The following is a 13,164-nucleotide window of genomic DNA, read 5'->3' as shown; positions in this document are numbered from 1 at the left end:
CCCTCTACCTAGACTGCTGAGGATAAAAATCTCAATTCAAAAATTAAAATATTCATCAGGCAAAAAAACTGTAGCGCTAGAGATTTGCCTCTATTTTTCTCAGATACAAAGGTAACTCTAGAAATATCTCCTCCTTCTACTAGAGTACTGAGGGTGAAAATTTCATTGCCAAATTCAAATCTTAATCTGGTAAAAAACTATAACGTTATAAATTCGTCTCTATTTCCCTGAAATGGAAAGATAAGTCTGGGAAGATTTTCTCTACTTAAGCTCAAAATCTCAATTCAAAAATCAATATCAATATCTGGGAAAAAAACTAAGGTAAGTCTCGGAAGATTTTCTCTACTTACGCTCAAAATCTCAATTCAAAAATCAATATCTGGGAAAAAACTATAGTGCTATATATTCGCCTCTACTTCCCGAAGATGGAAAGGTAAGTCTGGGAAGATTTTTTCTACTTACGCTCAAAATCTCAATTCAAAAATCAATATCTTAAATCTGGGAAAAAAACTATAGTGCTATATATTCGCCTCTACTTCCCGAAGATGGAAAGGTAAGTCTGGGAAGATTTTTTCTACTTACGCCCAAAATTTCAATTCAAAAATCAATATCAATATCTGGGAAAAAAAACTATAGTGCTATATATTCGCCTCTACTTCCCGAAGATGGAAAGGTAAGTCTGGGAAGATTTTTTCTACTTACGCTCAAAATCCCAATTCAAAAATCAATATCTTAAATCTGGGAAAAAAACTATAGTGCTATATATTCGCCTCTACTTCCCGAAGATGGAAAGGTAAGTCTGGGAAGAATTTTTCTACTTACGCTCAAAATTTCAATTCAAAAATCAATATCTTAAATCTGGGAAAAAAACTATAGTGCTATATATTCGCCTCTACTTCCCGAAGATGGAAAGGTAAGTCTTTGAAAATTAACATACCTCAATCTCCATTCCTACCTACTCGCTAAAATAGAGCAACATCTCAAAATATCAATATCAAATGTCTGCTAACTCTCCCACCATTATCCTAATTGACGGCCATTCTCTAGCCTTTCGTTCCTACTATGCTTTTGGCAAAAGTCGTAGTGGAGGCTTAAAAACTTCTACGGGTATTCCCACCAGTGTTTGTTTTGGTTTTCTGAAGTCTTTGTTAGAAGTTATGGAAACTCAAAAGCCAGAATATTTAGCGATCGCTTTTGATTTGGGACAACCTACATTTCGCCATGAAGCTGACAAAAACTATAAAGCAAATAGACAAGAAGCACCTGAAGATTTAATTGTTGATGTGGGAAATTTGAAGGACATTCTTAAAGCTTTTAATATATCTATAATTACTGTTGCTGGTTATGAAGCGGATGATGTATTAGGAGCTTTAGCGCAAAAAGCTAGTGCTGCTGGGTTTCGGGTAAAAATTCTTTCGGGCGACCAAGATTTATTTCAATTAATAGATGTGGAAAAAGGTATTAGTGTTTTACATTTAGCAGCAGGTAAAGGTAGTACTCCTCAAGAGTTTGGTCCTGAAGAAGTTAAGGAAAAATTGGGTATTTTACCGACTCAAGTTGTTGATTATAAGGCTCTTTGTGGAGATGCTTCTGATAATATTTCTGGTGTTAGGGGTATTGGGAAAAAGACGGCAGTTAAGTTGTTGAATGAATATGGTTCTTTAGCGGAAATTTATAGTTCTCTGAATAAAATTAAAGGGGCAAATCAGAAAAAACTTGAAGAGGGAAAAGTTGAGGCAGAACATTCTCAGTTTATGGCAAGAATTGAGGTAAATGTTCCAATAGATATTGAGGTGGAAGATTTGCAGCTCAAAAAAATCTCTCGCTCAGAAATTGAGCCTGTTTTGCAAAAGTTTGAATTACAACATTTCTTAAATCAAATCCATCATTTAGAACAACAGTTTGGTGGGTTGGCAGGTATTAAAGCTTTGCCAGAAGAGTCGGAAAATAAACAAGAAGAAAAATCAGATAATATTTTGGTTGAGGAGGAGAGTGATGATTGGTTTTTTAGTGCAGAAGATACAAAGGCAGCTCAACAACAAACTACAACAAAATCAGAAATAAAACCTCAAATTATTGATACTCCAGAAAAGTTAAATCAGTTAGTAAATCTTTTAAAAGAGCAGAAAAATTTTGATAGTCCCGTGGCTTGGGATACGGAAACTACATCTTTAGAACCGCGAGATGCAGAGTTAGTTGGTATTGGTTGTTGTTGGGGAAAAAATATAGAAGATATTGCTTATATTCCTACCGGACATAAAGTAGGAAAAAATCTAGATAAGGGAAAAGTATTGGAGGCTTTAAAACCAATTTTAGAAAGTGATGATTATCCAAAAGTATTTCAAAATGCTAAATTTGATAGATTGGTTTTTCACTGTCAAGGAATTAAATTATCTGGGGTTGTTTTTGACACAATGTTGGCAAGTTATGTATTAAATCCTAGAGCAAAACATAGTCTGGAAGAAATATATATTAGATACCTCAGAAATCTAGGGATAAATTTAAAAAGTTATGGTGATGTGGTCTCTAAAAATCAAACTATTGCTGACTTAGAGATTCTGAAAGTAGCTTACTATTGTGGAACTCAAGTTTTTGTGACATTTCAGTTAGTAGAAAAATTAAGAGCTGAATTAGAAAAAGCTGATGAAAATAAACCTTCAGCAAAATCTTTGCACAAATTATTAGTAGATGTAGAACAACCATTAGAATCTGTTTTAGCAGAAATGGAATATCTGGGAATTAGAATTGATATTGAATATCTCAATAAATTCTCAGTTCAACTGAAAAAAAATTTAGAAGGTATTGAAAAAAGAGCTTTTGAAACTGTAGATAGTCGAATTTTGCAGGAATATCTCATAACAGAAATTCAAAATATAGACGCTGACTCATTCACTAATCAACAAGAATTAAAAAAAGCAATATCTAGCCCCATACTAAAAGCTTATATTACCAAATTACCAAAAGAGCAAAGACAGAACTCAGAAGAAATTGAAAATCAAATCGAACGAGCAGAAACCAGCGATTTTTTAAACCTAAACTCACCATCTCAATTAAGCGAACTACTATTTAATATACTCAATCAAAATCAGAAAAAATCTCGGAAAATTAAAACTGGTTATTCTACAGATGTAGTTGTCTTAGAAAAATTACAAGAAGAAAGTCAACATCATCCCATCATTGATGAAATATTAAATCACCGAACCTTATACAAACTATTTTCTACCTATGTCGAAGCCATACCAAAATTAGTTCGTACAGATACTCAACGAGTTCATACAAATTTCAATCAAACTCAAACAGATACAGGACGTTTATCTTCCTCCGAACCAAACTTACAAAATATTCCCATTGGTACAGAATTTTCTCGGCAAATTCGTCAAGCATTTATCCCCAAAAAAGATTGGTTATTAGTCGCCGCAGATTATTCACAAATTGAATTAAGAATATTAGCACACTTGAGTCAAGAACCAGTATTAATAGAAGCTTATCAAAATAATCAAGACGTACATACAGTCACAGCAAAACTATTATTTGAAAAAACAGAAATTACATCAGATGAACGTCGAGTTGGTAAAACAATAAACTTTGGCGTAATTTATGGCATGGGGGCGCAAAAATTAGCAAGGTCTGTCGGAATAACTGTCAAAGAAAGTAAACAATTTCTAGACAGATATAAACAGCAATATTCTCAAGTATTTGAGTATTTAGGGAAGTTAAAAAAACAAGCGATCGCTCAAGGTTATGTAGAAACAATATTAGGTCGTCGGCGTTATTTTGAATTTGAATCTAAAACTCTCCGAGATTTAAAAGGTACGAAACCAGAAGAAATTAACCTAGATGAATTTAAACGTTTAAGTCAAAATGATGCTCAACTTTTAAGAGCAGCAGCTAACTCACCTATTCAAGGTTCAAGTGCAGATATTATTAAAATTGCCATGATAAAATTCCATGAAATATTAGCAAATTATCAGGCAAAATTATTATTACAAGTCCATGATGAATTAGTATTTGAAGTTCCATCATTAGAGTGGGAAGAATTGGAGCAGGTAATTAAATCTACAATGGAAAATGCCATAGATTTAAAAGTACCGCTAATAGTAGATATTCATGCCGGAAAAAATTGGATGGAGACCAAGTAATATCATTTCTTAAAAACTTATCTTTTCTTGAGTGGGGGTAAGAGACCGTTTGTAAAAGGAATTAAACATCTCCAAAAAAATAAAATCAATTATTATCCCTAAATTATCAATTATTTATCAAAATAATATGGGTCTAAAACCCCGCCTTTGAAGGCGAAATATTTTTGGAGAGTTGCTCAAATCCCCGTTACAAAAATAACTTCTGTACATCGCCAATCCGACGGATCCCCTATCTGAGTTCTGAGTTCTGATTCCCTATTCCCTAAATTATCAATTATTTCTTTCTGTTATAGCAGTCCCCAAAAATAATGCTATACTTCCGATGCGACTTCAGTCATTAAATAATTAACTTATATCGAATAACCTTTTTGCTACTTTGAGGTAAGTTAATGTTAATTATTCTTATGTTTAATTCTACCCCACTCCCCCACTCCCCCACTCCCCTACTCCCCTACAATGCGAAAATATAGAAAAGTTTTTGAGAAATGGTATTCCCTATTCCCTATAAAAGATTTTTATTGTGCAAGAGATATGTTAAACTCCTGACTGTAGTTTACTAATAATTTTTCTTTGAGTAAATCAATGGATACCAAAAAATTAGCTTTAGGTGGAGTTGGTTTGGTATTAGGTAGTGCGATTGTTGCAACTGCTGCCAGTGTTGAACTTAGTGTTGAACAAGAACAAGTAATATGTAAACTGAAAGAGACAGTAGAACAACAAGAAAAAGCTGGCAAAAAACTTGTATTCTGGCCACTTATTGGAAAAGTTAAAGAAAGAGTAGAAGTTCCTTTTACAGCAAAATTATCTTCTAATACCTCCTACACTATTTTAGGGGTATGTGATGATAATTGTAATGACTTAAATTTAACCCTTAAAAATCAACAGGGCGAGAAAATAACTAATGATGAAAAACAGGATGGGATACCAGTAATCTCTTTTACTCCCACAGAAAAAAGCGATTATCGAATTACTGCACGACCAGACAAATGTTCAACTGAACTATGTGAATTTGGCATGGTTTTATTTGTTCCTAAAAGTGTTGATTTAGATGTGGCCTCTGAGCTGCCAGATGAGTTATATCTATTTAAGTTTTGCCAAGAATAAGCAATAAATTAGTACAGGTAATTCAGTTAAGTTAATATTCTCAGAAAAATTTTGAAAAATAATATAGTTATACGAACAGTTAATATTTTTTGTTTTACCAATACTTATACAGTGAAAAATGCAATAACATTTCTCTAAAGTGAAATACAAGTGTTAAACAAAATTAGAAACAAGCTTTATTTGTTAAATTGTATAGAAATGTGTGATAAATAAGCCTGGATAGTTAATCTAACTAAAATTTTGCTGTCAAAAAAATTTTTATTTCATGGGGATTGGACTTAATCCCTATTGCTCATCTGATTTAAACAAAAAAACTAGTATTAATACTACATCTGGTTTGAATTAGGTTATATCATGTCCGGTTGAATACTGATAAATAAACAACGGAGTCCTCAGGTAGGAAAGCTGTCGGGTTGCCGACGTACAGGAGTCAGGAGGGAAGAAAGAAGAAGAAAGAAGAAAAAGTTTTTTTTGATCACTAATCATCCGGACATGATATTACTCATCAGATTAGAAAACAGAGAAAAATTATAAATCTGTTTGATCGACTGGAATTGGTATAATATTGACTTAACGCTTAGGAACTGCTGAAAAAATAAAATTAAAATAAAATAATATTTTAGATGTAGTTAGCAATATTCTAATCCTATGCTCAGTAGTAATCTAAAAATAAAGAATTTATACTAATCCCGATCAATTAAAGTATTAGTAGTATTGCCAAAAAAAATATATTATGGTATCTAGGAAAAACTTCACTATACATAATTAATCCTCGGAAGTAATGAAATAATTCTGACTAACAAGGCCGTTATGAATATTAGATTAAATTGACATCCTCCCGACGTTGCGCTTACGCGACATGACGATGACGATGACGATGACGATGACGAACGCGAGATTCCTAAACCTCGCGGCTCAGGACTTTCTGCTTCCTCTTGACAGAGGAGCTGCGCTAACGTAGCACCTGCCTCCGAGGCCCAACCTCTTTCTGGTCTAAAGGCGCGCTCCACAGACTGAAACTGCTAGCCCAGCAGCCCTGATCTATTTAAGATAGCATACCCTTGTAAGAACCGCAAGATTGATTGGTTTTCCCATCCCTCCGCTCCCCTTCGGGAGAGCGCGGGTCTTCAACCAACGTTGAGATAAAATATACTATATGATTATGGCCAAGGAATACCAGTAGAGATGTCTTTAACTTCTACATCAAAAAAACAGTCTATGATCCGAGAGAAAACCGGATCAAGAAATCTGTCTAGTAACATAGGAATCAGAAAAAAAATATGTTTTGGCTATATATTACCAATAAGCATTGCGACTTTAGGAATACTTACAGGGCGGATATTTGAGTTGAATAATAAACATCAAATTAGAGGACAAATAGAGGAAGCTCAAGAACAAGTAGATTTGCTTACGAAACTCACAACAAAAGCATTGAAGATCAACATAATTCAAAAAGAGCGGCCAAAATCCGTTAATGACCGGAAAGTTTTAGAAGCAAAAATATCTCAAGAATTATCAAGTATTTATGAGGTTAATACTATTTTTAAACAACTTCAATTAATACCAGAAACCGGAGATGAAAGTATAGAGAAAAAATATTATATTCCGCTTCAAGAATTTATTCAGGGTTATCTTAATCCTTTGACAGTCTATCTTCAAAAATTAGAAAATTTAGTTCAAGAAATTAAACAGATTCCTCCTCAAAAAACAATAGAAGTAGAGAGTTTGTCATCAGCATCACTTAATAAAATTAATAATAGTGAGGTAGCAATAAAACTAGAAAAATTATCGCAAGATTCAGAGAAGTTAACTACACTATTTAATCAGAGAGTAGAACAAGGATTTAGAGATTATAAAAAAACAGAAGCATTAGGAATTAAAATATTAATAGGTAGCCTACTGCTATCGATAATTATTGCAGTAATGATGGCTATTTATACCAGCATATCCATCGTAACTCCCCTCAAAGATATCATCAAAGTTGCCCAACAAGTTACAGAAGAAGCTAACTTTGAACTCCAACTTCCTGTAACTACAGAAGATGAAATAGGACAATTAACCTTATCTCTAAATGAATTAATTGGTAAGGTGGCAAAATACACAGAACAACTCCAGGAAGCTAAACTGAAAGCAGAAGCAGCAAACCGTTCTAAAAGTGCTTTTTTAGCTACTATGAGCCATGAACTTCGTACACCTTTAAATGCTATTATTGGATATAGTGAAATTCTTTATGAGGAAGCTGAAGACGCAGGATATCAAGATTTTATGCTGGATCTAGATAGAATTAAGATTGCAGGTAAACACCTTCTAGAAATGATTAGTGATATCTTAGACATTTCCAAAATTGAAGCAGGTCAAGTAACACTTTATTTAGAAAGTATTGAAGTTGAAAAGTTAGTTCAAGATGTAGTTGGTACAGCTAAAAATCTCACAGAAAAAAACCGTAATACCTTCAAATTACTTTTAGGAAAAAATTTAGGTACAATGTATGCTGATATGCCAAAAGTTAGACAAGTACTGATAAATTTATTGGGTAATGCAGCTAAATTTACAAAAGATGGTTTGATTACTCTGAGTGTGGAAAGAGTAAATAATAAGAAATTGAAAAATTCTCAAAATCAAAATTTACTGTCGTTTAATAATTCCAATAATTACATAGTTTTTCGGGTGTCCGATACTGGTATTGGCATGACAGAAGACCAGTTAAAGCAAATATTTAAACCTTTTACTCAAGCAGATGCTTCTACAACTCGTCGGTATGGTGGTACTGGTTTAGGGTTGGCAATATGCCAACGTTTATGTGAAAGGATGGGGGCAAGAATTTATGTGAAAAGTAAATCAGAGGAAGGTTCTACATTTACTGTTTGGTTTCCAGAAAGAGTAATGATCTGATTGGTATTTAAAAGGGAGATAGGTAGATAGGGAGTTGAGGAGTTGAGAAGAAGTAAACATAATAATAATTACCAAAAAGGTGATTTTGGCTGTATTAATTATTTAATAACTGAAGTATTACCTGAGTATAGTATTAATTCATTGGGAATTGGTATAAAAACGATTTTTTCTACTAAAATTTCTGCAAAACTACAAATTAAAATTAAAGAAAAACAGATTAAAGAAAAATGAAAAAATCTGCAACTAAATAATCCTAACCAATTCACAGAAAAAACTTGGGAAGGGACTGCTAGGACACCAGATATTACTAAAATTTCCCAACAACAACAAATTGAAACCGAACACTTAATGAAAGCTTTGTTAGAACAAAATTGACTCGCAACCAGTCTACTTAACAGAGCAGGAGTATCAACTTCCAAATGACAAGAACATACAGACACCTTTAATTGCCTAAATAGAAACAGGCAAAATTATACTTAATTTACAAAGTATTAATGCCGCTCAGTTAATTCAAGATGTAGTTATATCATGTTCGGTTGAATAGTGATAAATAATGAGGGAGGAGTCAGGAGTCAGGAGTCAGGAGTCAGGAGGGAAAAAGAGGGAAGAAGAGGAAAAAGTTTTTTCATCACTGATTATCCGGACATGATATTAGTATAACTAATAATCTTACAGAAAAAAACGCGAATACTTTCAAATTAATCTTAGGAGAAAATCTGGGTAAGATCAAATCCTTTTGAATACTTATTATATAGTTGAGAGTAGGGGAGTGGGGGAGTAGGGGATATTAGATAGACAACTCCAATAATAAAAAATTCAATCAATTATCGTACTCTTATTTATCAATTATTTCCCCCTACTCTCTACTCCTTCTTTTGCGGAGATGTCTAATATTGAAGTAATTATAGAATGATCAACAGATATTATATAACTGGATTCTATGTGCAATTAACCGGATTTGATATAATAGACATCTCCAGAAAATAAACTTGCCCTTTATTTGCTATAAACTAGAGTGTAATAACTCAAAAAATCATTTTCCGTGTTTTTTTCCTAAAAACATCTTCCCTGTTCCCTGTTCCTTATTCCCTATTCCCGACTTTTATAAACAGTCTATATATTTTTCACGCCTATGTTTAATATATATGGACAGATATCAACAATAATTTTATTAGTTAAAAGCATTTAAAAGAAAAAAGATGGTGTAATTATACTCAGTGTCAAAATGGTAAACAGTGAGGAACTACAAAATTATTAAAATAAAAATGTTCATTCTTTGAATAATTCACAGAATTACATAGTTTTTCAGGTCAGTGATATTGGTATCAAAAATAAAGAGAAATACCAAGTGTTGCACTATCATATATTATACCCTGACAATGATTTAATTTGGAGAGAGGATCGAGGTTTATAGTAATTTTAAATAACAGTGAAACACTTTTTAAGCTAAAAGTTTTTCAAGGTAAGAAATGCTTTTGTCAATCTCAACTGAAATGACTATATATAAAATAACAGACTTAATGACTTTTTTGATAATTATTAGCCAGTTATTGTTAATTATCCTTATTTCTACCTCTCCCCTAGTCCCCCATTCCCTGCTCCCCTGCTCAATAAAATCTAGCAAGTATTTATCAAATTGGTATAACACCCAAGGGTGAATACCCTATAATAAAAAACGGTTTTTTCTACTAAAATTCCTGCAACAAAGCCAGTTAAAATTAAAGAAAAACAGACTAAAGAAAAACAAAAAAATATGCAACTAAATAATCCTAACCAATTTACAGAAAAAACTTGGGAAGCTATATCCCGTACCCCTGACATCGCTAAAACCTCCCAACAACAACAAATTGAAACCGAACACTTAATGAAAGCTTTGTTAGAACAAAATGGACTCGCAACCAGTCTATTTAACAAAGCAGGAATCTCAACTTCTAAAGTACAAGAATACACAGACACATTTATTAGTCGTCAACCCAAAGTTAAAAATACACCCAACAATATCTACTTAGGTCGTAGTCTAGACTCCTTATCAGACAATGCCGAAAAATATCGTCAAGAATATGGAGACGAATATATCTCCGTCGAACATTTCATGCTTGCTTATCTCAAAGACAATCGCTTTGGTAAAAATCTCTATCAAGAATTTAAACTAGATGAAGCCAAACTTAAAGAAACTATTTCCCAAGTTAGAGGCAACCAAAAAGTAACAGACAAAAACCCAGAAGGTAAATACGAAGCTCTGGAAAAATATGGTCGCGACCTGACAGAATTTGCTCGCGAAGGTAAACTCGACCCCGTTATTGGACGGGATGATGAAATTCGACGCACTATTCAAATACTCAGTCGTCGCACCAAAAACAACCCAGTATTAATAGGTGAACCTGGAGTCGGCAAAACAGCGATCGCTGAAGGTCTCGCACAACGTATTATTGCCGGAGATGTCCCTCAGTCTCTCAAAGACCGTCAGTTAATTGCCCTAGACATGGGTGCTTTAATTGCTGGTGCTAAGTTTAGGGGCGAATTTGAAGAGCGCTTGAAAGCTGTTCTCAAAGAAGTCACCGACTCAGACGGTAAAGTTATCTTATTTATAGATGAGATTCACACAGTTGTGGGAGCAGGGGCAACTCAAGGTGCTATGGATGCAGGAAATTTACTCAAACCAATGTTAGCTAGAGGGGAACTCCGTTGTATTGGAGCAACAACTCTCGATGAGTATCGTAAATACATTGAAAAAGATGCTGCCTTAGAACGTCGTTTCCAACAAGTTTATGTAGACCAACCCAGTGTAGGAGACACCATCTCAATTTTACGGGGTCTCAAGGAACGTTATGAAGTACATCACGGCGTGAAAATCTCCGATAGTTCCCTCGTCGCTGCTGCTACTCTGTCCACTCGCTATATTAGCGATCGCTTTCTACCAGACAAAGCGATAGACCTAGTGGACGAAGCGGCAGCTAAACTCAAAATGGAAATTACTTCCAAACCAGAGGAACTTGATGAAATTGACCGCAAAATTCTGCAACTAGAAATGGAGAGGTTATCACTACAAAAAGAAAGTGACGCTGCTTCTAAAGAAAGGTTGGAAAGACTAGAAAAAGATTTGGCTAATTTGAAAGAAGAGCAACGCACCCTAAATGCTCAGTGGGAATCAGAAAAAGGCATCATTGGTAAAATTCAGACTATTAAAGAAGAGATAGATAAAGTTAATATTGAGATTCAGCAAGCAGAGCGAAATTATGACCTCAACCGTGCTGCTGAGTTGAAATACGGTAATCTGATTAATCTACAAAAACAAGTAGAAGAGGCAGAAACTAAACTCGAAGCAACTCAAACCAGTGGTCAAACTTTGTTGCGGGAAGAGGTGACAGAAGCAGATATTGCTGAAATTATTTCTAAGTGGACTGGTATTCCCATCAGTAAGTTAGTGGAGTCAGAAAAAGAAAAGCTGTTACACCTTGAAGAAGAATTACATCAGCGAGTTATTGGTCAGGATGAGGCAGTAACTGCTGTTGCTGATGCCATTCAGCGATCGCGTGCTGGTTTAGCAGACCCCAACCGTCCGGTGGCGAGTTTTATTTTCCTCGGTCCTACTGGTGTTGGTAAAACAGAATTAGGAAAAGCATTAGCAGCATATTTATTTGACACAGCAGATGCGATGGTGCGCATTGATATGTCTGAGTATATGGAGAAACATTCTGTGTCTCGTTTAATAGGGGCACCTCCTGGATATGTTGGCTATGATGAAGGGGGTCAATTAACTGAAGTTATTCGTCGTCGTCCATATACAGTTATTTTGTTTGATGAAATTGAAAAGGCACACCCAGATGTGTTTAATATTATGCTGCAAATTTTGGATGATGGGCGAGTGACTGATTCTCAAGGTCACACAGTTGACTTTAAGAATAGCGTAATTATTATGACGAGTAATATTGGTTCTCAGTATATTTTAGATGTCACTGACGATCATGAGCAAGTACAGAGTCGAGTCATGGAAGCGTTGCGTGCTGCTTTCCGTCCAGAGTTTCTCAACCGTATTGATGAAACAATTATTTTCAAAGGGTTACAGAAAGAGCAGTTGCGGGAAATTGTGCAATTACAAATTGTACGTCTAGAGAAACGGTTAGCTGAACGTAAGATGTCACTGAAGCTTGCTGATGCTGCTGTTGACTTTTTAGCAGAAGTTGGGTACGACCCTGTATATGGAGCACGACCTTTAAAGCGGGCAATTCAGCGAGAGTTAGAAACACAAATTGCTAAAGGTATTTTGCGTAGTGAGTTTAATGATGGTGATACTATTTTTGTGGATGTTGAAAATGAGCGACTTTCATTTCAGCGGTTGCCATTGGAGTTAGTGATGGCTAAATGAAGTCAAAAGTCAAAAGTCAAAAGTTAAGATTTTATAGGCTGAAAACAAAGTAGGGGCGTTGCATATTATGTCCCCTACTCTCAACTATATAATAAGCATTCAACCGGATTTGATATGAGGAGGTAGCATAATGTGATTAGGTCTATTTAGATAGCAGTATTTATAATCGTCTCTATGATGATAAAAATTAGGTAAGCATCTTTTTAGAAATGCAAGCTATAGCGCTGTGCGCAGGCAACAGGCAACAGGCAACAGGCAACAGGGGTAATAAATTGCCGATAATATAAGATTTCAGCTATTTGGCCTTTCCTGCAATTTGTAAATATACCAGCGCTCATTGCTATACAATTAGTATTTTGAATTTAATTGAAACGAAAAAAATCCAATCAGTTAATTCATTTAGTATTTTGAATTTAATTGAAACGAAAAAAATCCAATCAGTTAATTCATTTGTCCTAGTGCAGAATGGCGGAAATAACTGACCAGTTACAAAATCCTAAAAGCCTTACCAATCAATATTTATGACTTATGACTTCTGATATCATGTCCGTTGGTATCGTTTGTGTAAAAGTTGGCGTGGATATTTGCAGGAAATTTAAGTTTTTTTCTTGCCTGTTGCCTGTTGCCTGTTGCCTGTTGCCTATTTACTATACAAGACCGATG

Annotated in this window: 5 protein-coding genes and 1 pseudogene; all 6 read left to right on the top strand. The window is 34.5% G+C overall.

The genetic code is table 11. The annotated features are described in order from the left end of the window. The first annotated feature begins 998 nt into the window (after positions 1–998). The 6 genes and pseudogenes from F6K23_RS38295 to clpB all read left to right on the top strand — a co-directional run bounded on the left by F6K23_RS38295 (position 999) and on the right by clpB (position 12,501). The gene (locus F6K23_RS38295) at positions 999–4,139 is read left to right on the top strand and encodes a DNA polymerase I (RefSeq protein WP_293166120.1); all 3,141 of its coding nucleotides are present in this window, start codon (positions 999–1,001) and stop codon (positions 4,137–4,139) included. Positions 4,140–4,721: 582 nt separating this feature from the next. Continuing rightward, positions 4,722–5,243: a hypothetical protein gene (locus F6K23_RS38290; RefSeq protein ID WP_293166118.1), complete on the top strand. Its 522-nt coding sequence runs from the start codon at positions 4,722–4,724 to the stop codon at positions 5,241–5,243. Positions 5,244–6,590: 1,347 nt separating this feature from the next. Continuing rightward, complete coding sequence (locus F6K23_RS38285) at positions 6,591–8,135, top strand: ATP-binding protein (RefSeq protein ID WP_293166116.1); 1,545 nt, start codon at positions 6,591–6,593, stop codon at positions 8,133–8,135. Positions 8,136–8,177: 42 nt separating this feature from the next. Further along, positions 8,178–8,366, top strand: a complete 189-nt coding sequence (locus F6K23_RS38280) for a hypothetical protein (protein WP_293166114.1) — start codon at positions 8,178–8,180, stop codon at positions 8,364–8,366. A 6-nt stretch (positions 8,367–8,372) separates the two neighbouring features. Further along, positions 8,373–8,507: pseudogene (locus F6K23_RS42585) on the top strand (Clp protease N-terminal domain-containing protein); the annotation flags it as partial. A 1,381-nt stretch (positions 8,508–9,888) separates the two neighbouring features. Continuing rightward, positions 9,889–12,501, top strand: coding sequence for an ATP-dependent chaperone ClpB (gene clpB, locus F6K23_RS38275; protein ID WP_293166112.1), 2,613 nt, complete (start codon positions 9,889–9,891; stop codon positions 12,499–12,501). Positions 12,502–13,164: the final 663 nt, after the last annotated feature.

The sequence above is a fragment of the Okeania sp. SIO2C9 genome, from assembly GCF_010672455.1.
In the GTDB taxonomy this organism is placed as follows: domain Bacteria; phylum Cyanobacteriota; class Cyanobacteriia; order Cyanobacteriales; family Microcoleaceae; genus Okeania.
This window is presented reverse-complemented; position numbering and strand designations above follow the sequence as displayed.

Bases quoted from the DNA above. Each gene is read 5' to 3' on its own strand.
- clpB (WP_293166112.1), top strand. From the start codon at position 9,889: ATGCAACTAAATAATCCTAACCAATTTACAGAAAAAACTTGGGAAGCT.
- F6K23_RS38295 (WP_293166120.1), top strand. From the start codon at position 999: ATGTCTGCTAACTCTCCCACCATTATCCTAATTGACGGCCATTCTCTA.
- F6K23_RS38290 (WP_293166118.1), top strand. From the start codon at position 4,722: ATGGATACCAAAAAATTAGCTTTAGGTGGAGTTGGTTTGGTATTAGGT.